Source organism: uncultured Jatrophihabitans sp. (genome assembly GCF_964244045.1).
In the GTDB taxonomy this organism is placed as follows: domain Bacteria; phylum Actinomycetota; class Actinomycetes; order Mycobacteriales; family Jatrophihabitantaceae; genus Jatrophihabitans.
In genome coordinates, this window is the sequence record NZ_CAXTHK010000008.1 from 57,297 (window position 1) to 81,244 (window position 23,948).

Annotated in this window: 23 protein-coding genes; 6 read left to right on the plus strand and 17 right to left on the minus strand. The window is 71.3% G+C overall.

Annotated features, from left to right (window positions below; translation table 11 throughout):
* Positions 1-9 precede the first annotated feature (9 nt).
* From ACFFC4_RS08450 to ACFFC4_RS08475, 6 genes are read right to left on the minus strand one after another with little or no spacing between them, the layout of a single operon-like run.
* A complete protein-coding gene (locus ACFFC4_RS08450; protein ID WP_375499723.1) occupies positions 10-1,392 on the minus strand; it encodes an NAD-dependent succinate-semialdehyde dehydrogenase in 1,383 nt (460 codons plus the stop codon).
* A gap of 33 nt (positions 1,393-1,425) precedes the next feature.
* Positions 1,426-2,178: a sulfite exporter TauE/SafE family protein gene (locus tag ACFFC4_RS08455; RefSeq protein ID WP_375499725.1), complete on the minus strand. Its 753-nt coding sequence runs from the start codon at positions 2,176-2,178 to the stop codon at positions 1,426-1,428.
* A complete protein-coding gene (locus tag ACFFC4_RS08460; RefSeq protein ID WP_375499727.1) occupies positions 2,175-3,038 on the minus strand; it encodes a RecB family exonuclease in 864 nt (287 codons plus the stop codon). The genes ACFFC4_RS08455 and ACFFC4_RS08460 overlap by 4 nt, the downstream gene beginning before the upstream one ends.
* Positions 3,035-3,892, minus strand: a complete 858-nt coding sequence (locus tag ACFFC4_RS08465) for a PHP domain-containing protein (RefSeq protein WP_375499729.1) — start codon at positions 3,890-3,892, stop codon at positions 3,035-3,037. Before ACFFC4_RS08465 ends, ACFFC4_RS08460 begins: the two co-directional genes overlap by 4 nt.
* Before the next feature lie 29 nt (positions 3,893-3,921).
* On the minus strand, positions 3,922-4,488 hold the full coding sequence (locus ACFFC4_RS08470; RefSeq protein WP_375499731.1) for a hypothetical protein: 567 nt from the start codon (positions 4,486-4,488) through the stop codon (positions 3,922-3,924).
* Positions 4,489-4,494: 6 nt separating this feature from the next.
* Positions 4,495-4,650 (minus strand): hypothetical protein, encoded by a 156-nt coding sequence (locus tag ACFFC4_RS08475; RefSeq protein WP_375499733.1) that lies wholly within the window; start codon positions 4,648-4,650, stop codon positions 4,495-4,497.
* Between the two features lie 80 nt (positions 4,651-4,730).
* On the opposite strand from ACFFC4_RS08475, the gene ACFFC4_RS08480 reads away from it, so the two are divergent.
* On the plus strand, positions 4,731-5,168 hold the full coding sequence (locus ACFFC4_RS08480) for an NUDIX hydrolase (RefSeq protein WP_375499735.1): 438 nt from the start codon (positions 4,731-4,733) through the stop codon (positions 5,166-5,168).
* A 1-nt stretch (position 5,169) separates the two neighbouring features.
* On the opposite strand, the gene ACFFC4_RS08485 is transcribed toward ACFFC4_RS08480, so the two are convergent.
* The 3 genes from ACFFC4_RS08485 to ACFFC4_RS08495 are packed head-to-tail and all read right to left on the minus strand — an operon-like array spanning position 5,170 to position 6,615.
* The gene (locus ACFFC4_RS08485; protein ID WP_375499737.1) at positions 5,170-5,685 is read right to left on the minus strand and encodes a MaoC family dehydratase; all 516 of its coding nucleotides are present in this window, start codon (positions 5,683-5,685) and stop codon (positions 5,170-5,172) included.
* A 48-nt stretch (positions 5,686-5,733) separates the two neighbouring features.
* The gene (locus tag ACFFC4_RS08490; protein ID WP_375499739.1) at positions 5,734-6,306 is read right to left on the minus strand and encodes a suppressor of fused domain protein; all 573 of its coding nucleotides are present in this window, start codon (positions 6,304-6,306) and stop codon (positions 5,734-5,736) included.
* A gap of 18 nt (positions 6,307-6,324) precedes the next feature.
* Positions 6,325-6,615, minus strand: a complete 291-nt coding sequence (locus tag ACFFC4_RS08495) for a WXG100 family type VII secretion target (RefSeq protein ID WP_375499741.1) — start codon at positions 6,613-6,615, stop codon at positions 6,325-6,327.
* A 167-nt stretch (positions 6,616-6,782) separates the two neighbouring features.
* On the opposite strand from ACFFC4_RS08495, the gene ACFFC4_RS08500 reads away from it, so the two are divergent.
* Positions 6,783-10,895 carry an FtsK/SpoIIIE domain-containing protein gene (locus tag ACFFC4_RS08500; RefSeq protein ID WP_375499743.1) on the plus strand — a complete coding sequence of 1,371 codons (4,113 nt, stop codon included), beginning with the start codon at positions 6,783-6,785 and terminating at the stop codon, positions 10,893-10,895.
* Here the strand turns inward: ACFFC4_RS08500 and pruA are convergent.
* From pruA to ACFFC4_RS08525, 5 genes are all read right to left on the minus strand, one after another.
* Entirely contained in the window at positions 10,843-12,471 is a 1,629-nt protein-coding gene (gene pruA / locus ACFFC4_RS08505; RefSeq protein ID WP_375499745.1) for an L-glutamate gamma-semialdehyde dehydrogenase, read from the minus strand. The two genes, ACFFC4_RS08500 and pruA, sit on opposite strands and share 53 nt — an antisense overlap.
* Before the next feature lie 31 nt (positions 12,472-12,502).
* The gene (locus tag ACFFC4_RS08510; RefSeq protein ID WP_375499747.1) at positions 12,503-13,003 is read right to left on the minus strand and encodes a DUF6912 family protein; all 501 of its coding nucleotides are present in this window, start codon (positions 13,001-13,003) and stop codon (positions 12,503-12,505) included.
* A complete protein-coding gene (locus tag ACFFC4_RS08515; RefSeq protein WP_375499749.1) occupies positions 13,000-14,487 on the minus strand; it encodes a wax ester/triacylglycerol synthase family O-acyltransferase in 1,488 nt (495 codons plus the stop codon). The genes ACFFC4_RS08510 and ACFFC4_RS08515 overlap by 4 nt, the downstream gene beginning before the upstream one ends.
* A gap of 73 nt (positions 14,488-14,560) precedes the next feature.
* The gene (locus ACFFC4_RS08520) at positions 14,561-15,886 is read right to left on the minus strand and encodes a CpaE family protein (RefSeq protein ID WP_375499751.1); all 1,326 of its coding nucleotides are present in this window, start codon (positions 15,884-15,886) and stop codon (positions 14,561-14,563) included.
* The gene (locus ACFFC4_RS08525) at positions 15,883-16,590 is read right to left on the minus strand and encodes an SAF domain-containing protein (protein ID WP_375499753.1); all 708 of its coding nucleotides are present in this window, start codon (positions 16,588-16,590) and stop codon (positions 15,883-15,885) included. Before ACFFC4_RS08525 ends, ACFFC4_RS08520 begins: the two co-directional genes overlap by 4 nt.
* Before the next feature lie 155 nt (positions 16,591-16,745).
* Between ACFFC4_RS08525 and ACFFC4_RS08530 the strand changes: the two genes are divergently transcribed.
* A complete protein-coding gene (locus tag ACFFC4_RS08530; RefSeq protein ID WP_375499755.1) occupies positions 16,746-17,009 on the plus strand; it encodes a helix-turn-helix domain-containing protein in 264 nt (87 codons plus the stop codon).
* A 12-nt stretch (positions 17,010-17,021) separates the two neighbouring features.
* Here ACFFC4_RS08530 and ACFFC4_RS08535 read toward each other — a convergent pair whose 3' ends face one another.
* Positions 17,022-17,579, minus strand: coding sequence for a hypothetical protein (locus ACFFC4_RS08535; protein WP_375499757.1), 558 nt, complete (start codon positions 17,577-17,579; stop codon positions 17,022-17,024).
* 102 nt (positions 17,580-17,681) lie between these two features.
* Between ACFFC4_RS08535 and ACFFC4_RS08540 the strand changes: the two genes are divergently transcribed.
* Both ACFFC4_RS08540 and ACFFC4_RS08545 read left to right on the plus strand, forming a co-directional pair.
* Positions 17,682-18,557 carry a LysM peptidoglycan-binding domain-containing protein gene (locus tag ACFFC4_RS08540; RefSeq protein ID WP_375499759.1) on the plus strand — a complete coding sequence of 292 codons (876 nt, stop codon included), beginning with the start codon at positions 17,682-17,684 and terminating at the stop codon, positions 18,555-18,557.
* On the plus strand, positions 18,557-19,111 hold the full coding sequence (locus ACFFC4_RS08545; protein ID WP_375499761.1) for an Rv3235 family protein: 555 nt from the start codon (positions 18,557-18,559) through the stop codon (positions 19,109-19,111). The genes ACFFC4_RS08540 and ACFFC4_RS08545 overlap by 1 nt, the downstream gene beginning before the upstream one ends.
* Positions 19,112-19,151: 40 nt before the next feature.
* Here ACFFC4_RS08545 and secA read toward each other — a convergent pair whose 3' ends face one another.
* A complete protein-coding gene (gene secA / locus ACFFC4_RS08550) occupies positions 19,152-22,136 on the minus strand; it encodes a preprotein translocase subunit SecA (protein ID WP_375499763.1) in 2,985 nt (994 codons plus the stop codon).
* An 81-nt stretch (positions 22,137-22,217) separates the two neighbouring features.
* Here secA and ACFFC4_RS08555 point away from each other — a divergent pair, with 81 nt between their 5' ends.
* Positions 22,218-23,327, plus strand: coding sequence for a GNAT family N-acetyltransferase (locus ACFFC4_RS08555; protein WP_375499765.1), 1,110 nt, complete (start codon positions 22,218-22,220; stop codon positions 23,325-23,327).
* Here the strand turns inward: ACFFC4_RS08555 and hpf are convergent.
* Positions 23,324-23,920: a ribosome hibernation-promoting factor, HPF/YfiA family gene (gene hpf / locus ACFFC4_RS08560; protein ID WP_375499885.1), complete on the minus strand. Its 597-nt coding sequence runs from the start codon at positions 23,918-23,920 to the stop codon at positions 23,324-23,326. The genes ACFFC4_RS08555 and hpf overlap by 4 nt on opposite strands.
* Between the last annotated feature and the right edge of the window lie 28 nt (positions 23,921-23,948).

Below are 23,948 nucleotides of genomic sequence, written 5' to 3' on the forward strand. Positions count from 1 at the left end.
CCCTGCACGCTATCCCCGCGGGGCGTAGATCAACTTCTTGTTGACGAACTCGTCGATGCCGAGCGTGCCGAGTTCCCGGCCCACGCCCGAACGCTTGGTGCCGCCGAACGGGAGATCGGCCATGCTGCCCTGCATGCTGTTGATCCACACCATGCCGGTGTCCAGGCGGTCGGCGACCTCCGCGGTCTGGTCGTCGTCGGCTCCGAACACGACGCCGCCGAGCCCGAAGGACGAGTCGTTGGCGAGCTTGACGGCCTCGTCGGCGTCGGCCACGCGGTAGACGACCGCGGCCGGACCGAACAGCTCCTCGCTGTACGCCCGCATCTCGGGGGTGACGTCGGTGAGGACCGTCGGCTGGACGTACGCACCCGGCCGGTCGACCCGGGTGCCGCCCGCCTTCACGGTGGCGCCCTTGGCGACCGCGTCGTCGATCTGCTCCATGAGGTTGGCCGCGGCCTGCTCGGAGGACAGCGGTCCGAACTGGGTGTCCGGCTCACTCGGGTCGCCAGCCGTCATGCCGCCCAACGCCGCGCTGAACTTCTCGACGAACTCGTCGTACACCGAGTCGACGACGATGAGCCGCTTGGCCGCATTGCAGGCCTGGCCGGTGTTCTGCATGCGGCCCATGACGGCGGCCTTCACCGTCTTGTCGAGGTTCTCGCCGTCAAGAACGATGAACGGGTCGGAGCCGCCTAGCTCGAGGATGACCTTCTTCAGGTTGCGCCCGGCGACCTCGGCCACGGCGGTGCCCGCCCGCTCGCTGCCGGTGACCGAAACGCCGGCGATGCGCGGGTCGGCGATCATGTCGGCGATCTGCTCGTTGCTGGCGAACACGTTGATATAGGCGTCGGCGGGCACGCCTGCGTCGTGCAGCAGTTGTTCGATGGCGAGCGCCGACTCGGGGCACTGCGGGGCGTGTTTGAGCACGATGGTGTTGCCGGCCAGCAGGTTGGGCGCGGCCAGTCTCGCCACCTGGTAGTAGGGGAAGTTCCACGGCATGATGCCGAGCAGGGCGCCGATCGGCTCCTTGCGCACCAGGGCCCGACCGCCCGCCCGCGGGCTCAAGGGGGTCTCGGTGAGCATGGCCGGACCCTCCTTGGCGTAGTAACCGAAGATGTCGATCACGATCGACAGCTCGCCCTTGGCCTCGACCGTGCGCTTGCCCATCTCGCGGGTGATGATCGCCGCCAGGTCGTCGCGGCGCTCGGTGAACAGCTCGCCGACCCGGGCCAGAATGCCGGCCCGCTCCTCGATGCTGGTGCGGCGCCATGCGTGGAACCCCGCGTCGGCACGGGCCAGGACGTCCTGGATCTCGGCGTCGGTGGTGGTGGGGTACTCGGCCTCGGTCTCGTTGGTGGCCGGGTTGATCACTTTGTACGTTGTCTCGGTCATGGCTTCACTCAAGCACTACAACCCAAACGGCTGCTAGGTGTACGCCGTGAAACCCAGGTACCCGGCCAGCCCGAGCCCCGCGACCGCGATGACGCGCCGCAACAATCGCGCCGGGGTGCGCCGCACGACGATCGGCCCGGTGTGGCCGCCGATGAACAAGCCCACCGCCAGCGGGATCGCAGCCAGCCAGTCGACCGAACCGTAGACGGCGAAGATCGCCGCGGCGACCGCGTTGGCCCCGCCGAGCACCACGTTCTTGACCGCGTTGCTGTGCGCAAGCGATTCCGACGTGGCGACCAGCAGCAGCGCGAGCAGGAGCACCCCGGCCGCGGCACCGAAGTAGCCGCCGTAGATACCGATGACGAAGGTGCCCGCGATGACGGCCCGGGACTCCCGCCGGGGCGGGGCGTCGGGGTCAACCGGCGGCCGCGGGTTGATCAGGATCGTCAGTGACCCGACGGCGATGAGCCAGGGCACGATGCGCTCGAAGGCCCCGGCCGGCCCGACCAGCAGCAGCGCGCCGCCGACGATGCCGCCGGCGACCCCGGCCGGGGCAAGGCGGCGCACCCGTCCCCATTGGCTGGCAAGTTCAGGGCGCGAGCCGGACACCGACCCGACGCTGTTGAACACCAGCGCAACGGTGTTCGTGACGTTCGCCGTCACCGGTGCGAGACCGACCGCGAGCAGCGCCGGATAGCTGAACAGCGACGCGAGGCCGGCGATGCTGCCCGACAGCCCAGCCGCGGTGCCGGCGACCAGCAGCAGCAAGACGGACCAGAAGCTCATCTGGTCGTGGTGGCGAGCCCCGCCCACGGTTCGAAGGGCTCCGAGGCGGCGCGGCCCTCGGGGCACACACCGCGGAAGTCGCACCACGAGCAGGACGCGGACGCGGCGGCCGGGAACACGGCGTCTGCGTCCGCGCCGGCCGTCAGCTGATCCGTGGCTGCGACGATCTGCTGGGCAGTGTGCTCTGCCCCGTCGAGGTGGGCGCGTAGCGACTCGTCGGTGTGCTCGAAGGCGGCAACCGTGCCAGTGGGCAGGTGGTGCAGCTCGACGCGGCGGCAGGCCCGGCGCAGCGTGCGACGGGCCCCGAGGACGTAGAGCGCAAGCGCTTGCGAGTCGCGCGCATCGTCGGTGTCGAGCGGGTTGCGCCCGGTCTTGTAGTCGACGATGACCAGCTCGTCGCCGCGCTCGTCGATCCGGTCGACGCGCCCCGAGACGGCCAGCTGCTCGGTGCGTACGGCGACCATCCGCTCCACGCCGATGGGGTCGACGGCGGGGTCGACCCGGCTCGTGACTCGGTCGGTGAGGTAGTCGCGAACGTGCTCGGCGGTGGCCACGCAGGCCTGATTGGCCTGCAGGTCGTCGCGGAAGCCGTACGGCTGCCAGTTGCGCTCGACCAGCGAGGCGCCCTCGTCGGGCGTGCGGTGGGCCCGCGGCAGCGACCACCACTGCGCCAGCGCGAGGTGGGCGACGGCACCAACGGTAGTGCGCGCCCAGGGCGCGCCGCGGGGCGGCGTCGGGCGGTCGAGGTAGGTGAACCGATACCGGCGTGGGCAGCTGAAGGTGGCCAGCCGCGACGGCGTGCACGAGAACAGCCGCGCCGGCATGTCGTCGAACGTCAGCTGCTCGGCGGCGCCGCTCACGGGCCGACGGGTGTACGAGCGGTGGGCAGGGCGACGAGCTGCTCGTAGACGTCCGGATCGGTGAGGCAGACACCGATCGGGGTGGGCTTGTTGGTGCCGTGGTAGTCCGACGAACCTGTTCCCAGCAGCCCAAGATCGCGCGTCAGTTCGGCCGCGTGAGCGCGGTCGGCGTCGTCGTGGTCGGGGTGCTGCACCTCGAGCCCGACCAGGCCGGCAGCGGCCATGGCTGCGATCGTCTCGTCGCTGACGACGGGGCCGCGGCGGCGGGCGAGCGGGTGGGCGAAGACGGGCAGCCCACCCGCCCCGCGCACCAGGGCGATGGCCTCGAAGACATCGGTGTCGGGCTTGCGGACGTAGTAGGGCCGACGCGAGGACAGCAGGTCGCCGAAGGCGGCGGACACGTCGGGCACGACGCCGCTGTCGACGAGTGCGCGACCGATGTGCGGGCGGCCGACCGAGCCGTCGGCAGCGAGTGCGCTGACCTGCTCCCAGCTGATCGGGTACCCGTCGGCGACCAGGTTTTCGACCATGAGCTTGCCGCGGGTGACTCGCCCGGCGCGCAGCCGCGTCCACTCGGCCTGCAGTGCCTCGTTGTCGGGATCGGCCAGGTAGGCCAGCAGGTGCAGGCTGACCCGCCGCCCGTCGGCGTCGTGGTGCACGCACGAGAACTCGACGCCGGGCACGACCGTCAACCCGTCCGGACGTGCCGCGAGTGCCTCGTCCCAGCCACCGGTGGTGTCGTGGTCGGTGATCGCCACGACGTCGAGCCCGGCGGCGGCCGCGGCACGAATCAGCTCGGCCGGGGAGTCCGTCCCGTCCGAGGCGGTGCTATGGGTGTGCAGGTCGATACGCATGCTGCGAGCGACTTTACGGGCGGGCGCGCTCAGCGATCGCGGCGGTGACGACCGGCGTCGGCGTCGAGGGCGGGCAGCGGTTCGGTGATGTAGTGGGACGGCACGTACGAATCCTCGTCGGGGTCCGGCGCCCACGTCTCGCCGAAGACCGTGTCGCGCATGGCGAGGTAGAACGGGCTGGCCCGCCCGACCTTGTACAGGTGCCGGACCCCCGGATGATCACCGGGTGCCTCGAGCTTGATGGTGGCGTAGTTCAACTGGCCGCCCAGCCACTTCTCCTCGAACTGAGCCCCGGAGATGCGGTCGACGCGCAACCACGCCTCGTGCCTACTGATTGCGGGGATGCCGTCCATCCGCACGATGCGTTTGCCGGTCAGGTAGATGCGCTCGTTGCGCCACAGCAGGTAGCGCCACAGGGCCACCGTGCCCACCGCAAGGATCAGCAGGATGAGCCATGGGTAGGGCCACACGAGCGAAAGCAACAGCAGGACGACGAAGGCGGCGAACGTCCAGCGGTGCACCCGGCGGAACAGCACGATCCAGTGCTGCCGCGTCGTCGCCCGGATCGGCAGTTCGGACGGCAGGAACGCAGGCATCGCAGGTCAGCTGCGAAGCTTGTTCACGAAGTCCCCGAGCCCGTGCGCGATGCCCTTGGTGTGACCCCACCCGGAGTGCACCATGTCGGCCGACTGGCCGGGATAGGCCACGACGTAGGCGACGATCAGGATGACGACGACCGCGATGATTACCTTCTGCACGGCACTCGCCTCCCCTCGCTCCGGCGCGCACCGTCGGCGTACCTCGACCGTTCGTACCGCACCTTCGCTTGCACACCGGGATGCCGCGCCGTGACCTCGTTGCGGCGACTGTGACGGGTGCCCGCCAACCCTGCGCCGGTGGCATCGTGCACGACGCCGCCGGGCGGCTGCTGCTGATCGAGCGGGGCCGGCCGCCATCCCTGGGCTCATGGTCGGTGCCGGGTGGCCGCTGCGAGCCCGACGAGACCCCCGAGCAGGCGTGTGCGCGTGAGGTCGCGGAGGAGACCGGTCTGATCGTCACCGTCGGCCGGCCGGCCGGGCGGGTCGAACGCGACGCGCCCGACGGCGGCATCTACGTCATCGACGACTTCGTCTGCGAACTCATCGGCGGCACGCTGCGGGCCGGCGACGACGCCGCCGACGCCCGCTGGTTCGATCGCGCCGAGCTGATGCGGTTGCCGCTGTCGCAGGGCCTGCTCGACTGCCTGCAGGAGTGGGACCTGCTACCGCGCTGCTGACCTACTTCGTGTCGCGCGGGATGGGTTCGGGGCGGCCGGGCTGCTCGCCGCCCCGGGCGTCGATGTACTCGCGGGTCGGCACCATCACCTTGCGCCGGAAGATGCAGACGATGGTGCCGTCCTGGTTGTAGCCGATCGTCTCGACGTACACGACGCCCCGGTCGGTCTTGGACTTCGACGGCGTCTTGTCGAGCACTGTCGTCTCGCCGTAGATGGTGTCGCCGTGGAAGGTCGGGGCGACGTGCCGCAGCGACTCGACCTCGAGGTTGGCGATCGCCTTGCCGCTGACGTCGGCGACGGACATGCCGAGCAGCAGCGAGTAGATGTAGTTGCCGACCACGACGTTCTTGCCGAAGTCGGTGGTGTTCTCGGCGTAGTTGATGTCCAGGTGCAGCGGGTGGTGGTTCATGGTGAGCAGGCAGAACAGGTGGTCGTCGTACTCGGTGACCGTCTTCCCTGGCCAGTGCTTGTAGAGCGCCCCGACCTCGAACTCCTCGTAGTACCGACCGAACTGCACGATGCGCTCCCTCTGCCTGCGAACGTCTCCGATGGGCACCGCAGTCTTTCAGTCCAACGCGACGGAGCGCCGACCGAGGTCGAGCAGGTCGGTGCCGATGTCGCGCCACCGTTCGAGCAGCGCTGCGCCACCGCGCACCCGGCACCAACCCAGTTCGTTGCCGGTGGCGGGCACGGCCTGCAGCACCGGGATCGTGCCGAGCGCGGTGTCGATGTCGGGGAGCACGGATGCCGTGATCACCGCGCCCACGCACGCCGAGCCCGGCACGAGCGGCTCGCCGAGGTCGACGCTCATCCCCTCGACGTAGACGACTCCTTCGACGGCCGGTGCAGCGGCCAGCAGGGCCAGGCGCCGCCAGACGTCGACGTGCTCGTCCACCGGGTCGTGGATGTGCAGCATCAGCTCGGCGCGTGGGCCGCTGGTGTCCAAGATCGACGCCGAGGCGCCGGTCATCGGGTGGCGCGACATCCCGAGCGTGACGAACGCCCGCTCGCCGGGGATCGGTTCGAAGCGCAGCACCTCGATCGGGTCGACACCGACGAAGGACACCGACGCCCGAGTCGGCTGATGCCCGAAGTGCTCGACGACGGCGGCCTCGACCACCGGCAGTACCTCGTCCACCCCGGCGACGGTAGTCGGCTACCGGAAGGACGCGGCGATGGCCGTCTCGACCTGGGCGTAGGACGCACCCGCGTGCAGCAGCAGCGTGCCGATGCCGTCGAGCGCGTCCGACAGCCCGCGAGCGTGTCGGTCGAAGTCGGCGTACAGGGCGGTGAATTGGCCGGCGGCGGCGCCCGACCAGTCCGCGCCGAACAGCGGCGACAGCTGCGTGCGCAACTGCTGATGCTCGCCGCGCACCTCGGCCGACGCGCGCTGGGTGTTGTGGCCAAGAGACTCGAGCTGGGCGGGGGTGACCTTCAGACTGGACATGGCTCTCCTTCGTGGACGGGCTGACGAGCGGCGACGTTAGGCCCGGCCGGCGACAGCCTCGGGCCGTTGCGGCCCGCACTGTGGACAAGTTGCCGGAACGACGATGTTGTCCACAACCACGCCTGCGATGGGCGGCTGCTGTCGGGGGTCGGTTCCACACTCGCCCGGTGCTCATCGACCTCACCGTGCGGACCTCGCACGGCGACTGCGACGTCCGCCTCGACGCACCCGTCGACGCGCCGTTCGGCGCCGCCCGCGCCGAGCTCGCCCGCGCCGCCGGCGTGCCTGAGGACACCACGTTCTATCTCGACGACATAGCCCTCGCCGACGACACACCCGTCAGCGAAACGGGCCTGCGCACCGGGTCGATCGTGGGCGTCTCTCCCACGACGGCGTTCCGCGCGACCCACCCGTACTCGCTGCGGGTCACTGCCGGCCCGGCGGCCGGCCGGGTGCACCCGCTGCACCGCGGCGCGATGGTGATCGGTCGTGACGCGGGCTGCGACATCACCCTGGACGACGAGCGGATCTCCCGCCGGCATGCGACGCTCGAGGTCACCGCTGGCCGCGTCACTGTGCTCGATCACGACTCGACGAACGGCAGCACCGTCGACGGCCGGCCGATACCGCCCACCGGGACCGCGCTGGATCCGGGCGCCGTGCTGCAGCTCGGCGACTCGCTGCTGTCGGTGGCAGCGCCGTCGGTCCGTGCGGCCGATGTCTCGGCGGGCGACGGTGTACTGATGGTCAATCGAGCGCCGCGGTTGCTGCGGCCCGGGGTCGTCGAAGTGATCGCGTGGCCGGCGGAGCCCGCGCGGGATCGTCCGCACCCGGTGCAGTGGATCGCGGCCATGGTGCCAGCACTGGCCGCGGCCGGTCTCGCGTGGTTCACCGGCTCGACGCTGTTCCTGCTCTTCGGTCTGCTGTCACCGGCGTTGCTGCTGAGCACCGCGCTCGGCGATCGCTGGCACGGTCGGCGCCTGCGCCGCCGGACCGGCGCGGAGCACCGAGCTGCCTCGCACGTGGCCGCGCAGGCGTTGCGCGACGCGCTGGCAGCCGAGACCGAGCAGCGCCGTGTCGAGTTTCCCGACCCGGCGGTGCTCGCGCTCATGGCCGACACCCCTGGCGTCGACATCTGGGCCCGCCGCCCTGCCGATCCTGACTGGCTCGCCGTGCGGGTGGGCTGCGGCAGCACTGCGGCCCGCACGCTGGTTCGCGACGACGGCCGCGATCGACCGGGTGGCACGGTGCACGCCGTACCGGTGGTGGCCGACCTACGTACCCGACCGATGGGGCTCGCCGGCCCTGCCGAGGTGCGCGCGGCGATGGCCCGGTGGTGGGTCGCCCAGCTCGCGGTGCACCACGCGCCCGACGACCTCGCACTCGTCGTGCTCGCCCGCGACGACTCCTGGGCCTGGGCTCGCTGGCTGCCGCACGCCCGCATCGTCGACACCGCCGGCGAGCGGGCGCAGGTGATCGAGCAGCTGGGCGCCGACGTCGCCCACCGCGAACGACGTGCGCACGCAGGTGACGCACCGTCCGGCTCGACGGTCGTGCTCGTCGTCGACGGCGTGGCGGAGCCGGCGCTCAGCGAGCTTGTCGTTCGCGGCGCGGCCGTCGGTGTCACGGCGGTGTGGCTGCGCACCGAACCCGGGCTTCTGCCGGACGGGTGCACGACGGTGGTGGCCGACGCCGACGGACGCGCCCGGCTCGTCGACGGCGCTCTTCAGGAGCATGACCTGGTCGCCGACACCGTGACCGTCGAGTGGGCCGAGCGGGCGGCGCGTGCTCTGGCCCCGCTCGTCGACGTCCAGGCTCGACGCGCCGGCCGGCTGCCGCAACACTGCACGCTGACCGGCCTGCTCGGGTTCGCCGCCGCAGACGCAGCCGAGATCGCGCAGACCTGGGCAGCAAGCAACGGTCGCGCCGACACCGTTCTCGGCCGCACCCCCGACGGCGCGCTCGACGTCGACCTCGAGGCCGACGGGCCGCACGCCCTCGTCGCGGGCACGACCGGATCGGGCAAGTCGGAGCTGCTGCGCACGTTCGTGGCCGGTCTGTGCCTGCGCCACCCTCCCGACGAGGTGAGCGTGCTGCTGATCGACTACAAGGGCGGCGCGGCCTTCGCCGAGTGCGCCGAGCTGCCGCACTGCGCAGGGCTCGTCACGGACCTCGACCCGCACCTGACGGCCCGGGCACTGCGCTCGCTCGACGCGGAGATCCGTCGGCGTGAGGTGTTGCTGCGTGACGCCGGCGTGGTCGACCTGCCGGCCTATCGGGCCGCGGGTTCCGTGCCCCCGCTCGCCCGCCTCGTCATCGTGGTCGACGAATTCGCCACCCTTGCCGACGAGCTACCCGACTTCGTGCCAGGCCTGATCGGCGTCGCGCAGCGCGGGCGTTCGCTCGGCGTGCACCTGGTGCTGGCCACACAGCGTCCAGGCTCGGTGGTGTCGCCCGAGATCCGCGCCAACACCAGCCTGCGCATCGCGTTGCGGGTCACCGGAGCCGGCGAGTCCGTCGATGTCGTCGGCACCGATGACGCGGCCGCGATAGCCCCGTCCACACCGGGACGCGCGGTGATGCGCGACGGGTCGGGTCTGCGGGTGTTCCAAACCGCCCGGCCGGCCATTACCGCGCCCGCGACGTCCCGTCCGCGCGTCACCCGGCTTACCGCCGGCGAACCCAGGAACGTCGAGCTCGACCGCGCGCTGGGCGGTCTCGACACGATCGTGTCCGCCGTCGCGACCGCAGCGCGTGACACCGGACGCGCGGCCGCGTCGAGCCCGTGGCTGGCACCGCTGCCCGGCCTGGTGTCGGCGCGGACGCTGCCTGCCGCCGCGTTCGCTCTCGCCGACGTGCCGGACCAGCAACGTCAACCGAGCATGGAGGTAGTCCTCGACCCGGTCACGTCGATGTTGCTGCTCGGCACCACGCGATCGGGACGCAGCACCGCGCTGGCTGCAATCGCCCTCGCTGCCGCGCGCACGCACGACGTCGCCGAGGTCGAGCTGCACGTTGTCGACGCTCGCGGCGACCTGCTCGCCCTGCTCCACGGTCTGCCGCACCTCTCGACTGCGCTGGGCCCGGACGAACTCGAGCTCGTGGACACTTTGCTCGAACGGCTTGCCGGGGTCGCGTCGACGCGCAGGCGGCTGCTGCTCGTCGACGGATGGGACGTCGTGACCTCGGTGCTCGATGACGACGCCGCGGTCGGCACCGAGCAGCGGCTTGCGGCCCTGCTCCGCACGTCGGGTCCGGTGAGCATCGTGGTCACTGGTGACCGCTCGCTGCTCGCCCCGAGATTCAGCGGCGCGTTCGACCGCCGCCTCGCGCTGCGGCTGGGCGATCGCACCGACTACGGCGCGCTGGGGATCTCCGCGCGTGACCTCCCCGTCGCGTTCCCACCCGGCCGCGGAGTACGCGCTGACGACGGGGTGGAGTTCCAGGTCGCGGTTCCCTGTCCGGCGGACGGGCACGTGGGTGTCCCGGCGGCCCTTCGCGCCGCGGTCGACGAGCTGTCCGCCCGCGCAGCAGTTCGGCCGCTGGTCGACCGGCTGCGGGTGCGCGCGTTACCGGCCTCCGTCACCATCGACGAGCTAGGCCCGCCCGCCGAGCGGCTGCGGATCGGGCTGGGCGGTGACGACGCCTCGCCCGTCACGCTCGATCCCTACGCCGGGTCGCGACGGTGGCTGGTGTGCGGACCGCCGCGGTCCGGACGCTCCGGCGTGCTGTCCGTCGCGCTGACCGAGGCGGTGCGGACGGCCTGCCCGGTGCTCGTGGCCGCGCCGCCCCGCTCCCCCGTCGCGGAGCTGGCGAAGCGGCTGGGCGTCGGCCTGCTCGATCCAGCTGATCGTGCCTGGAACATCCCGTCGGCTGACTGCTCCACCCTGCTGCTGGTCGACGACACCGACGCCTTCCTCGACACCGAGGTCGGGGACGCGTTGCTCGCGTGGGTCCGCGACACCCGGGCACGACTCGCTGTGCTCGCCACCGGTCGCCCTGACGACCTGGCGCTGGCCTACCGCGGGCTCGCGGCCGAGGTGCGGCGCAGCCGCAGCGGCATCGCGTTGCGCCCGGGCCCGATCGACGGCGAGCTGTTCGGCGTGCGCCTGCCCCGCGCCCGCGGCAGCGACCCGCCCGGGAGCGGCAGGTTGATCGGCGACCCGGCGTGGGCCGTCGGAGGTGCCCCGGTCGGAGACCCGATCCGGATCCAGGTGGCAGCAGGTCTCAGTCCATATGGGGGTAGCGGTGATCCGTATCCGACACGAACGTCTCCTTGATCGCGCGCGGCGACACCCAGCGCGTCAGGTTCCAGATCGAGCCCGCCTTGTCGTTCGTGCCCGACGCGCGGCCACCGCCGAAGGGCTGCTGGCCCACGACCGCGCCCGTCGGCTTGTCATTGACGTAGAAGTTGCCGGCCGCGAAACGCAACGTCTGCTGCGCCTCGAGCACAGCCGCGCGGTCACGGCCGAACACGGCGCCGGTGAGCGCGTACGGCGACGCCGACTCCAGCTGCGTCAGCGTCTGCGTCCACTGCGCGTCGTCGTAGACATGTACCGCCAGGATGGGGCCGAAGTACTCGTCGCGGAACATGTCCGTGCTCGGGTCGCTGCTCTCGACGACGGTGGGCCGGATGAAGTAACCGACCGAGTCGTCGGCCTTGCCGCCGGCCAGGACGGTCGCCGACGGCTCGGCGCGCAGCCGGTCGAGCGCACCGCTGAGCCGGTCGAACGCGCGTCGGTCGATGACCGCCCCGCCGAAGTTCGAGAGGTCGGCGACGTCGCCGTAGGTCAGCGACTCGGTGACGGCCACCAGTTCGTCGCGCACGCCCGCCTGCCACAGCGAACGCGGTACGTACGCACGGGAGGCGGCCGAGCACTTCTGGCCCTGGTATTCGAACGCGCCGCGCACCAGGCCGGTGACCAGGGCGGTCGGGTCGGCGCTGGGGTGCGCCACCACGAAGTCCTTGCCGCCGGTCTCCCCGACCAGGCGCGGGTAGGTGGCGTACGAGCCGATGCGGGTGCCGACCTCGCGCCACAGGTGCTGGAAGGTTGCGGTCGACCCGGTGAAGTGCACGCCGGCCAGCGCGGGGTGCGGCAAGGCGGCCGCGCTGACCGCCGCGCCGTTGCCGGTGACCATGTTGAGCACTCCGGCCGGCAGGCCCGCAGCCTCGAAGAGCCGCATGGTGTGGTGCGCCGCCAGCTGTTGTGTCGGCGAGGGCTTCCAGACGACCACGTTGCCCATGAGCGCCGGCGCCGAGGGCAGGTTGCCGGCGATCGCGGTGAAGTTGAAGGGGGTGATGGCCAGCACGAAGCCCTCGAGCGGCCGGTAGTCGAGCCGGTTCCACGTCAGCGGCGAGCTCACCGGCTGCTGCTCCAGGAGCTGCCGGGCGAAATGCACGTTGTAGCGCAGGAAGTCCGCGAGCTCGCACGCTGCGTCGATCTCGGCCTGCCGGGCGCTCTTGGACTGGCCCAGCATCGTGGCCGCGTTCAGCCGGTCTCTCCAGGTGGTCGAGAGCAGGTCGGCGGCGCGCAGAAAGACCGCGGCCCGCTCGTCGAAGGGCATGGCCCGCCAGGCGGCAGCCGCCTGCAGGGCGGCACCGATCGCTGCCTCGACGTCGGCCGGGGTGGCGTCGGCAGTGTCGCCGAGCACCAGCTCATGGCGATGCGGGGCCACCACCGGGATCCGTTCGCCACCGGCCATCCGCTCGACGCCGCCGACAGTCATGGTCAGCTCGGCCCGCTCACCGGACAGCTCGGCGAGCGCCGCCTGCAGGCTCGCGCGCTCGGCGCTGCCGGGGGCGTAGGCGCGCTGCGCCTCGTTGTGCGGGGGCGGCGGTGCGGTGATCGCGTCCATGACCCGATGGTGCCAGAGGTCAGAGCGAGCCCTACCGGAGTGCGACCAGCAGGTCCGCGATCTCCTGGTTGGCGTACCACGACAGCTCGTGGCCCTCCGCGTCGTCGACGAGCTCCTGTGCTCCGCCGTCACCGAGGTCTGCGGCGATGACCGCGGCCGCCGCTTCGGCCACGGTGCGCTCGGCGGCGGCGTCGTCGACATGGGCGGAGGCGACCGACGACATCGGCACCTCATCGGCGAGCTCGACCACTCCGCGATCGCGGTCGTCACGAATCGTGACGGCCCGGTCCGCGACGTCGACGGCCAGCACCACGCGCCGGCGAGGCGTTGTGGGATCGGCGTCGATCAGGCGCAGCGACGCGCGAGCGGCCTCGGTCAGCGCGGCGTACTCGAGCGCCTCGGCATCGTCGTCGAGATACCACTCGCGCAGCCCGGGCGTGACCGCGAAACCGGTCAGCGGCACTGGTCCGACAGCCCCGTGTTCGAGCAGCCGGGCGAGTACGCCGGTGGTGGCCGGCAGGTAGACCCTCATGACGTTCGCTCCGGTGGTGGGACGCCGCGTTCACGGCCGGTGGGATCCAGCGGGCTGCGTTGCGCCTGACCGCCGGCAACGCCGACCAGCTCGGCCAGCGACTCCTCGATCAGCTCGGCGAGCAAACCGGCGTCGGGCACGGCGTCGCGGTCGGCGTTGATGCCGTAGTAGACCCCACCGTCGTAGGAGCTCAGTGCGATGGAGAACACCTGCCCGGGGTTCAGCGGCACGATCGGGAACATCTCGGTCATTCGGGCGCCGGCGGCGTACAGCGGCCACTGCGGTCCCGGGACGTTCGTGATCACCAGGCTGAACATGCGCCGGGTGAGCCCGACCGCTGCGCGGGCGCCGAGCGCGTGCAGCGTCGGCGGCGCGAACCCGCTCAGGGAGGCGAGCGTATCGGCGCCGACGGCCCGCCCGGAGTTGCGGTGCGTGGCCATCGCGTAACGCACCTGGGCCAGTCGCAGCACCGGATCGGGCTCGCCCACCGGCAGGTCGACGAGCAGCGGCCGCACGCCGCCTGGGCGGGTCGAGGTGTGCGGCACGGCCCCGTCTTCCACGGCGCGCCCGTCGGTGACGCCCATCGGCACGAGCACGCGCACCGACGTGGCGGCTCGCAACGGCGCCTCTCGCGAGAGCAGCCACCCGCGCAGCGCGCCGGCCACGACCGTCAGCATCGCGTCGTTCAGCGTGCCGCCGAAGCTGTCGCGTACCAGCCGGTAGTCCGGCAGCATCGTTCGGGCGACCGCCAGCCGGCGTTGCTCACTCAGCTCCGCACTCAACGGCGACGGGGTGGGTGAGCGCAGCAGCGCCGACCCCAGCGAGAGGAACCCGCCGGCCATCGACGTCACCCGCGACACCGTCGACCCGAGGTCACGAGCCGCCGCGCGGGCCGTGTCGGCCAGCGCGATGGGCCGGCGCGCGAGTTCGACCGCGGCTTCGCGGACGAGCTCCGCCGCGCCCGGCTGCGGACCTGGCATCCAGAGGGCCTCTACCGTGCGGCGGGGCGCCGGCGCGGCGTCGAGGATGACCTGGGCGATGTCGATGCCGTCGGGCTCGCCAATCATCGCCTCGTGCGTCTTCGTCACGATGGCCACCCGGCCGCCGGCCAGGCCCTCGACGAGGTACATCTCCCAGAGCGGCCGCGATCGGTCGAGACGCCGCGACTGGATGCGGGCACAGAACTCCAGCAGCTGCGCGTCGGTGCCCGGCCGGGGCAACGCCGAGCGCCGGACGTGATACGTGATGTCGAAGTTCGGATCGTCGACCCACAACGGGTTGGCGAGATGCGCGGGCACCTCGACGACCTTCTGCCGGTACCGCGGCGCCAGCGAGATGCGTTCCTCGAGCAATCGCACCAGCCGGTCGTAGTCGAAGCCGGCGGGTGGTTCGGCGAACACCGCCAGCTCACCGACGTGCTGCGGGGCGGTGCGGGTCTCGCGATGCAGGCACGCGACGTCGGCCGGGGCCATACGCTCGGTCATCGCGCTCCCTGGTCTGACCTGTCGGACTGCTGGCCTGCGTCGACCGTGTCGGTTGACGGTTCGGCGGCCATTCTCACAGATGCGCTCGACGGGCCCGACGCGATCGCCGCCCGGACGCGGGCACGGTGGCACCGCTGACCGCGCCGGCGAGCTCGCGCAGCGCCAGCCGCAACGAACTGGACGGGGTCGATTCGCTGAGCAACCGCCCGGCCGCCACCGCCGCATCGACCGCCCGATGATCAGCCGGCAGCAGCGCGGCCGGTGTGCGGCCCGCGAAGCGCTCGAGCGCACCCCGCAGCTCGCCGGCCGCGTCACCGGGCACGACACCTGGACGCACCCGGTTGAGCACGACCCACACCGGCGCGGCGACCTCCGCGTCCCGCAGCTCGCCGAGCCCGCGCACCAGTCGCTGCATGCCGATCGGGTCGGCCGATCCGACGACCACGATCAGGTCGGCGTCGTCGAGGACGGCCAGCGTCGCGCCGTTGCGCCGCGGCGCCAGCGTGTCGAACGACAGCTCCTCGTCCGTCTCCAGGCAGAAGCCGCAGTCGACCACGGTGAAGTCGGCGAGCGCCCGGGCCGCGGCGAGCGCGGACGTCACCGCCGCCGGGCGCAGTTCGGTCCACCGCGACGCCAGCGGGATGCCGGTGAGCACGCGCAGCTGCGGACCCAGCTGCCAACACAACGCGGCCAGCGACGCGGCGTCGATGCGCTGCGCGGACGCGAGCCGCGACGCGGCAGCAATCCCGGGCGACTCGTCGAGCAGGCCCAGCACGGCCGCGACCGTGCCCCCGTAGACATCGGCATCCACCAGCAGGCTCGCCGGCCCGAGTCGCGCGATCTCGTCGGCGAGGTTGACGGCGACCGTGGTGCGGCCCGGCGCGCCGGTGGGACCCCACACGGCCACAACCGAACCACGCCGGGCCAGTTCGTCCGGAGCCACCGGAGCGCCCTCGCCGGGCGGGATGGCCATCGACGTCGACGGGTCGGCGTAGGTGCGCAGCGGACGCGAGCCGCCCTGCGGGTCGGCCGGGGCGGACACAGCCCGGACGGCCTCACCGAGGACGGACGCCACCACCTGGGCGTCCGCATCGTCTGGCAGCACGTGCTCGATGCCCATGGCACGCAGCCGCTGCTCGGCGGCGTCGTCGCCGCGCGGCACAACGCCGATAGGTACGACGGCCGCTGCGTGCAGGCGATCGACGACGTCGGCGTCGAGGCGGCGTAGCGATGCCGCGACGAGCGCAGCGCGGCCCTGCCCGGATGCGGCGACGGCGAGCAGGTCGACGACATCGACACAGCGGCGGACGATCTCGACGGAGGCGCTGCGTTCGAGTGCGCTGACGAGGCGTTCCTCCCACGCGGCGCCGTCCGCGACCGAGAGGACGGGCAGCTTCATCGTGCGGGGCTCGCGCAGGCGGCCAGGTCGCTCGGCAGCTGACCTGCCGCCGGTGCCGGCGCCGCGCTCGCGGAGTCGTCGGCCGGCACTGCACCGACGAGCACACCGGCCCGGATCTGCGCGCCGTCGATGGCCAGCGCGGCGATCACCCGGTCGGCCTGGTCGGGCTCGACGGCGATGACGACGTCCTGCCCGTCGGAGGTGCTGCTCAGTGAGCCGTTGCCCTTGCGCGCGCTCTGCACGGTGACATCGGGGAGCAGCACGACGCTGGCGCAGGTGGCGGAGGACACCCACACCTTGATGCGCTGCCCGGTACGCAGGTCGGGCGCGGCGCCGGCGGCGAACGGCACGGTGACCGTCGTGCCCCCGCGAACGGAGGCGACCGCTGCCGACGGGACGAGCTCACCCGAGCTCACCGCACGGTCGAGCTTGCGGCCCACCGCGTCGCCGACCTTTGCCAGGTAGACGCCCTTGCCGTCGTCGGGCAGCTGGACGTCGACGGTGGTGAGATCGGCGGAACGCAGCACGGTGCCGGCCGCGAGATCGTGCCGGGCGGCGACCATCGCGTGCGTATTGCTCGCGCGCGAGACGACGGTGGCCCCGATGAGCACGGCCGCGATGACAAGCACCACCCCGAGCACGAGCCGGAGGTCCAGCCAGCGCGGCGTCGCGATGCGACGCGGCTCGGGAGACGGTGCGGCCACCCCGCGATCTTGCCGGACATGTCAGGCGGCGGCCAATCGCGCGGACCCGTCCTGTGGACAGCGTCTCGGGCTGCGCACCACCTGCAACACTGATCGCGCACAGCAGTCAAGGCTGGCACAGCAGTGTCGCGTCGACCGGAGGACGAAGCGCCGTCATGGCTGAACCGCGATTCCTGACCCTCACCGACGTCGCCGAGGTCCTGAACATCTCCCAATCGCAGGTGTACGCGCTCGTGCGCAACAACGAACTGGCCGCGATCAAGATCGGTGGCCGGGGACAGTGGCGGGTCGAACGTGACCGGCTCGAGGACTACATCAACCGGATGTACCAGCAGACGAGTGACTTCATCGCTGAGCACCCCTTCGTGGAGGCGACCGGCGTGGACGCGAGCGGCGGTCCGAACGCGGACGAGAGCTGAGCAGCACCGACGTCAGACCCCGCGGCGCACCACCGCGACGGCGCTGAGCGGTACGGCCTCGACCTCGCGCACCTCGTGGCGACGGCGCGCCTCGCCCGGCGCGTGCATGGCCACCTCGACGAAGTCGGCCCCGATCCGGTCCAGGGTGGCATCCAGCACCGTGCCGTCGACCAGATGCACGCGGGTCGCTGATCGATCGCGGGCAATGCCGCGCAACACGTGCCGAAGCCCCAGCCGGGACTCGACGACACTCATCGAATCGGGCACCGCGGAGTAACGCGCGAGCCCACGCACCCGCAGCACACGTGCGAGAACCACGACCGCTTCGCGTCCGTCCTGCTCGTCAACGAGCAACCAGTCCGGCCCGACCCTGCTGACCGCCCCCGCCAGCGTGAGGCCGCCCAGGACGTGCAGGCGCACCGGGGCGCCGAGCGCCGCCCGCAGCCGGTCGAGCAGTGCCAAGGTCCCGACCTCACCGCGGGTGCGCTCGTCGACCTCGCCGCCCCGCTCCGCCCGCGCGAGCGCGCTCGCCTGCGCCTCAAGGTCGGCGAACAGCTCGTCCCATCGCATACGCCCATCCTTCCCGGCCAGATGTTTCCGGCATCCAGCTGGCTTGACCGACATCAAGCGATCGCATATAAACGCAAACGTAAGCAAACGGAGGGTAACGGCATGAACCGCTATTCCGCGCGATCGCTCGTGCTGGCCGGCAGTGACGCGGTCGCCCTGTTCGCGCTGCGCCCGCGCTGGGACTTCGTCGCTACGGGACTGTCGCGCCCGGCCACCTGGCTGAGCACCGCCGGCGTGGACGTCGCGCTGGCCGCGGTGTGCGTTCTGCTGCTGTGGTTGGCGGCGGTTTGGATCGCCGTCGGGCTCATCGCCGGCCTCGGCGCTCGACTGCCCGGCGCAACGGGCCTGGTGTGCCGTCGCCTGGCGCGGGTGGTGGTGCCGAGGGTGTTGGTGCGAGTCGTCCTCGGATCCACCGGCCTCGGCTTGCTCGCCGCCCCGGCCGCGCAAGCCATGCCATCGCCGCACGCCGCTCCCGCGGCAGGAGTGCAGACGTCGATGACCGGCGCTTCGACGCACCACGCAGCGTTTTCGCCGTGGGCAGGCAGCGCGGTGCCCTCTCCCACCTGGCCGGTCACCCCGCCGGCCTCATCATCCGTCGCTCCGCCGACGTCGGCACCGGTCGCTCCGCCGACGTGGCCGACGTCCAACACACCCACGTCCAACCTCTCCACCACACCCACGCCGTCCACCACGCCTACGCGCATTCCGTCGCCCGCCCCGCCGTCCGGGCCGCGCACGCAGCCGCGCAGCAACCCCGCCACCCCGGCGACGTCGCGGACCGAGGCGCGGGTGCACCGGGGCGAGTCGCTGTGGCTGCTGGCCGCCCACCGGCTCGGGGCGAGTGCCGACGCCGGCGACATCGCGCACTACTGGCCGCAGATCTACGCCGCAAACCGGAGCGTCATCGGCGACGACCCGTCCGTCATCCACCCGGGCCAGGTCCTCCACCTGCCCACACCGACCCAGGAGTCGTCCTGATGACTGCCGCCCTGCGCACGGAAGCCCAGCGCGCTGCCGCTCACCGCCCCACGGCCCGCACGAAGCGACCGTCGTTGCGGGTGGTCGTCCGCCCGGCGCCACACCGCGAGCCGCCCTTCGACGACGAGCTCGAGGAGCCGACCGCCACACGTTACGACCGCTGGTTGCCTTTCGAGCTGGCATCGGCGCCGGTGCCGCGGCCGGCGCCCCCGCTGCGCCCCCACGGTCTGCCCGATCCGGAGAAATGGGCCCGACGGCTGCTCGTAGGGCTCATCGAGAGCGCCGACGGCCGACGGCCGCTGCACCAGCTCGCCGCGCTGCTGAGCTTCTCGGTGCACCGTGGCCTGGTTGCTGACTTCGAACGGGTCGGGGCAGCGCGCACCACGCACTGGTTGCGCAGCGCCGGCGTCGGGACAGTGCGGGGCTGCGAGCCGGCCAGCGGCGTGGCGGAACTGTGCGCCACGCTGCGGGTCGGGCCTCGCGTGCGCGCCATCGCGTTGCGGCTGGAGGAACACCACGGCCGCTGGGTCTGCACCCGCCTCCAGCTGGGCTGACGAACGCTGTGCGGCGCCCGCGGGTGGCGCCGGCGCGCCGTCAGCGCTTGCGCTTGCGATTCCCGCTGTTGCCGCTGCCCGACGGCTTGTTGCCCCGGCCACCACCGCGGTTGGGGTTGCTGCGGGACTGCTGGCGCTTGGCCGTGGCCGAGTTGGCTGTTGCTCTCGGCTTGCCGTCGTCCTGCGTCGTGACTGCCGGTGCATCGGAGCCGAGCTCAGGAGAGCTGTACGTCAACGCACTCTGCTCCTTGCGGTCGAGGCCTTTGGCCTTGACCGCGGGCTTGGCGCCGTTGCCATTGCCGTTGACGGCATTGCCGTTGACGGCATTGCCGTTGACGGCATTGCCGTTGACGGCATTGGCGGCCTTGCCGTTCGACAACTCGTGCTGCTCCTGCGCCGCCTTGAGCAGCGAGACGTCCAGCTGCGGTTCGGCGCCGAACTCCTCGACGTTGTCGGGATCGCCCGGGCCGGTCTCGATCAGCGGCGTGGCCGTGGGCTCCTGGGCCGGGCCGGCGGTGAGGTCGCCGTCCGCGTCAACCTCGACCTGCAGGTTGAACAGGAAGCCGACGGACTCCTCTTTGACGCCGTCCATCATGGCGGCGAACATGTCGAAGCCCTCACGCTGGTACTCGACGAGCGGGTCGCGCTGCGCCATCGCGCGCAGGCCGATGCCCTCCTGCAGGTAGTCCATCTCGTAGAGGTGCTCGCGCCACTTGCGGTCGAGCACCGACATCAGCACGCGCCGCTCGAGCTCGCGGGCGACCTCGGCGCCGAGCTCCTCCTCGCGCTGGTCATAGGCGGCCTGCGCGTCGGCCACGATCTCCTCGACGAGGAACTCGCGGGTGAGGTCAGCCTTCTCGCCACCGGCCTGCTCAACAGCCTCGTCCACCGTCAGCGAGATCGGGTACAGCGTCTTCAGCGCCGTCCAGAGCTGGTCGAGGTCCCATTCCTCCGGGTAACCGGACGACGTCGCACCCTCGATGTAGCTGGTGATGACCTCGTCGATCATCGGCCGGATCTGGTCGGACAGGTCCTCGCCCTCGAGCACGCGCTTGCGCTCGGCGTAGACCACCGTGCGCTGCTTGTTCATGACCTCGTCGTACTTGAGGACGTTCTTGCGGATCTCGAAGTTCTGTTGCTCCATCTGCGTCTGCGCGGACTGGATGGCCTTGGAGACCATCTTGGCCTCGATCGGGACGTCCTCGGGCAGGCGCAGCATGTTCATCATCTGCGCGACGCGCTCGCCGTTGAAGCGGACCATCAGGTCATCGCCCAGCGAGAGGTAGAAGCGGGACTCGCCCGGGTCACCCTGCCGGCCGGCGCGGCCGCGCAGCTGGTTGTCGATACGCCGCGACTCGTGGCGCTCGGTGCCGAGCACATAGAGGCCGCCGAGCTCGACGACCTCTTCGTGCTCCTTCTCGATCTCGGCCCGAGCAGCATCGAGCGCGTCGTCCCACGCGGCCTCGTACTCCTCGGGCGTCTCGTCAGGCGTGATGCCCTTGTCGCGCAGCGCGAGGTCGGCGGTGAACTCGGGGTTGCCGCCCAGCATGATGTCGGTTCCTCGACCGGCCATGTTGGTGGCGATCGTGACCGCGCCCTTGCGCCCGGCCGAGGCGATGACCGCGGCCTCCCGCTCGTGCTGCTTGGCGTTCAGGACCTCGTGCGGGATGCCCTTACGCAGCAGTAGCGACGCCAGCCGCTCGGACTTGGCGACGCTGGCCGTGCCGACCAGCACCGGCTGCCCGGCCTCGTGCCGCTCTTCGATGTCGTCGATGACGGCCGAGAACTTGGCGTCCTCGCTCTTGTAGATCAAGTCGGTCTCGTCGGCGCGGACCATCGGCTTGTTCGTCGGGATCGGGACGACGCCGAGCTTGTAGGTCTGGTGCAGCTCGTTGGCCTCGGTCTGCGCCGTGCCCGTCATGCCGGCGAGCTTGGTGTAGAGGCGGAAGTAGTTCTGCAGGGTGATCGTGGCGAGCGTCTGGTTCTCCTGCTGGATCTGCACGCCCTCCTTGGCCTCGATCGCCTGGTGCATGCCTTCGTTGTAGCGCCGGCCCTGCAACACGCGACCGGTGAATTCGTCGACGATCATCACGTCGCCGCCGTTGACGATGTAGTCACGGTCGCGCTTGAAGATCTCCTTGGCCTTCAAGGAGTTGTTGAGGTAGCCGACGAGCGGGGTGTTGGCGGCCTCGTAAAGGTTCTCGATGCCGAGCTGGTCCTCGACGAATGCGACACCCTCCTCGGTGACGGCTACGGTGCGTTTGCCCTCTTCGACCTCGTAGTGCTGGTCGCGTTTCATCCGCGGGGCGATGCGCGCGAACTCGAGGTACCAACGCTGATTCTCCTCGGCCGGCCCACTGATGATCAGCGGCGTACGGGCCTCGTCGATGAGGATCGAGTCGACCTCGTCGACGACAGCGAAGTGGTGCCCGCGCTGCACGAGGTCGTCGAGCGACCACGCCATGTTGTCGCGCAGGTAGTCGAAGCCGAACTCGTTGTTGGTGCCATAGGTGATGTCGGCCAGGTAGGCCTCGCGGCGCTTCTCGGGCGGCATGTCGTTGAGGATCTTGCCGACGCTCAACCCCAGGAAGCGGTGCACCCGGCCCATCCAGTCGGCGTCACGGCTGGCCAGGTAGTCGTTGGTGGTCACCAGGTGCACGCCGTCGCCGGCGAGCGCGTTGAGGTAGACGGGCAACGTGGAGACGAGCGTCTTGCCCTCACCGGTCTTCATCTCGGCGATGTTGCCGAGATGCAGGGCGGCGCCACCCATGAGCTGCACCTTGTAGTGGAACTGGCCCAGCGTGCGCCGCGCCGCCTCGCGCACGACGGCGAACGCCTCGGGCAACAGGTCGTCGAGCGACTCGTCGTCGGCGAGCCGCTCCTTGAACGTGTCGGTCAGCTCGCGCAGCTCGGCATCGGTGAGGTCGACATAGTCTTCCTCGAGCGTCTCGATGTGATCGGCGATCGCGGACAGACGCCGGACCTGTTTTCCCTCACCGGCGCGCAGAATCTTTGCTAGAACCACGCGGCTATCGTACGGGGCCGCTTGCCGAGCGCGGTCGCTTCACAGCGCGAACCGGAATTTCCGTTCTGGCAAGGTGGCCGGATGGGTCGTTTCCGCGGGGTCGAGCTGGCCGAGCTGACGCTGTCGGGCGAGCGCCTCGACCTGCGTCGGTGGCGGCCCGACGACGCCGACCGGGTGCACGAGATCATGCAGGACCCGACGATGCGGGAGCACCTGCCGCTGCCCGACCCGTACCCGCACGAGCGCGCCCGGCTGTTCGTCGCCGACCTGGGTCACAAGGGTCGCGATGAGGGCGCCGGGCTCGGTTCGGCGGTCGTCGAGCGAGCAACCGGGCGGGTGGTGGGTTCCGCAGCACTGCTGCTCGACGGCCCGGCCGACATCGCCTACTGGATCGCCCCGGACGCCCGCGGGCACGGGTACGCGGCCGAGGCCACTGGCCTGCTGGCCGACTGGGCGTTCTCTACCATCGGCCTGCACCGGATCGGGCTCGCCTGCCACGTCGGCAACACCGGGTCGCTGCGGACCGCGATGGCGGCCGGTTTCCTCTTCGAAGGCGTCGCGCGCGGCGCCAGTGCCTACGAGGTGGGAGACCTCGCCCGCTTCGGCCGCCTCGCCGACGATCCAGGCGAACCGATTGCCCCCGCGTTCCCGCCGCTGCCAGGCGGCGAGTTGAGCGACGGGGTGCTGGCCCTGCGCCCGGCCGTCCTGGACGACGCAACGGGGTTCCATGAGAGCGACGACGAGGTGTCGGTGCGGTGGAGCTTCGCCGGCGAGCGCCGAACGCTCGCCGAGTGCGAGCGCCGGATGAACCAGGCGGCCCTGGACTGGCTGGTAGGGCGCTCGGCGCAGTGCACGATAGTCGACGTCGCCACCGGGCACTACGTCGGCGAGCTGCAGGTCCGCTTCGGGGGCCCGCCCGGCGTGGTCGGCGTGGGTTACACGGTGCACCCGACGTTCCGCGGCCGCGGCTACACCACGCGCGCGCTCAAGCTGGTCGTGCCCTGGGTGTTCGACGTCGCCGGGTTCGCCCGCATCGAGCTGGGCGCAAAACGCGACAACGTGGCCTCGCAACGGGCAGCCATCTCGGCCGGCTTCGGCCCCGACGGCGTGCGCGAGCGACGGCTGCGCGACGCCGACGGGACCTTCGCCGACGAGGTGTGCTTCGTGCTGATCAATCCGCGCTACCGCTAGCCGCCCAGCTTGATCAATCCGTAGTCGTAGGCATGCCGGCGGTAGACCACCGACGGCCGCTGGGTCTCGACGTCGTTGAACAGGAAGAAGTCGTGTCCTACGAGCTCCATCTGCTCCAACGCCTGGTCGACGGACATCGGCTCGTCGGTGTGCTCCTTGCGGCGCACGATGCGGCCGGGGCCGTCGTCGCCCTCGGGGTCACCCGCACCGTCGGACCCGCCGTCGGTCGGCAGGTCGGTCGGCAACTGCGCCGTCATCTCGGCGAGTGACTGCGGCGCCCGACGTCCGTGGTGGATCCGCCGCCGGTCCGCTGCCTGGCGCAACCGTCGCTCGAGCCGGTCGCCCGCGAGGTCGAGGGCCTTGTAGAAATCTTCGGCGCAGGCCTCGCTGCGCACCACCGGTCCGCGGGTGCGGCAGGTGATCTCGATGTGCTGGCAACTGCCGTGCTGCCGAGGGTTCTTCTCGTGCTGGAGCTCGACGTCGATGTGATGGATCTTGCTGTCGTAGCGTTCGTACTTGGCCAGCTTCTCCAGGACGTGTTCTCGGAAGTGCTCCGGGACGACGACGTTACGTCCGCGGACCACGATCTCCATCTGTCCCGCGACGGTTCCCTGGACTGCG

Excerpts from the sequence above, each read along its gene's own strand:
- ACFFC4_RS08470 (WP_375499731.1), bottom strand. The coding sequence starts at position 4,488 with ATGCCTGCGTTCCTGCCGTCCGAACTGCCGATCCGGGCGACGACGCGG.
- ACFFC4_RS08535 (WP_375499757.1), bottom strand. The coding sequence starts at position 17,579 with ATGCGATGGGACGAGCTGTTCGCCGACCTTGAGGCGCAGGCGAGCGCG.
- ACFFC4_RS08495 (WP_375499741.1), bottom strand. The coding sequence starts at position 6,615 with ATGTCCAGTCTGAAGGTCACCCCCGCCCAGCTCGAGTCTCTTGGCCAC.
- ACFFC4_RS08480 (WP_375499735.1), top strand. The coding sequence starts at position 4,731 with ATGCCGCGCCGTGACCTCGTTGCGGCGACTGTGACGGGTGCCCGCCAA.
- ACFFC4_RS08520 (WP_375499751.1), bottom strand. The coding sequence starts at position 15,886 with ATGAAGCTGCCCGTCCTCTCGGTCGCGGACGGCGCCGCGTGGGAGGAA.
- ACFFC4_RS08530 (WP_375499755.1), top strand. The coding sequence starts at position 16,746 with ATGGCTGAACCGCGATTCCTGACCCTCACCGACGTCGCCGAGGTCCTG.
- pruA (WP_375499745.1), bottom strand. The coding sequence starts at position 12,471 with ATGGACGCGATCACCGCACCGCCGCCCCCGCACAACGAGGCGCAGCGC.
- ACFFC4_RS08545 (WP_375499761.1), top strand. The coding sequence starts at position 18,557 with ATGACTGCCGCCCTGCGCACGGAAGCCCAGCGCGCTGCCGCTCACCGC.
- ACFFC4_RS08455 (WP_375499725.1), bottom strand. The coding sequence starts at position 2,178 with ATGAGCTTCTGGTCCGTCTTGCTGCTGCTGGTCGCCGGCACCGCGGCT.
- hpf (WP_375499885.1), bottom strand. The coding sequence starts at position 23,920 with ATGGAGATCGTGGTCCGCGGACGTAACGTCGTCGTCCCGGAGCACTTC.
- ACFFC4_RS08555 (WP_375499765.1), top strand. The coding sequence starts at position 22,218 with ATGGGTCGTTTCCGCGGGGTCGAGCTGGCCGAGCTGACGCTGTCGGGC.
- ACFFC4_RS08540 (WP_375499759.1), top strand. The coding sequence starts at position 17,682 with ATGAACCGCTATTCCGCGCGATCGCTCGTGCTGGCCGGCAGTGACGCG.
- ACFFC4_RS08515 (WP_375499749.1), bottom strand. The coding sequence starts at position 14,487 with ATGACCGAGCGTATGGCCCCGGCCGACGTCGCGTGCCTGCATCGCGAG.
- ACFFC4_RS08465 (WP_375499729.1), bottom strand. The coding sequence starts at position 3,892 with ATGCGTATCGACCTGCACACCCATAGCACCGCCTCGGACGGGACGGAC.
- ACFFC4_RS08510 (WP_375499747.1), bottom strand. The coding sequence starts at position 13,003 with ATGAGGGTCTACCTGCCGGCCACCACCGGCGTACTCGCCCGGCTGCTC.
- ACFFC4_RS08450 (WP_375499723.1), bottom strand. The coding sequence starts at position 1,392 with ATGACCGAGACAACGTACAAAGTGATCAACCCGGCCACCAACGAGACC.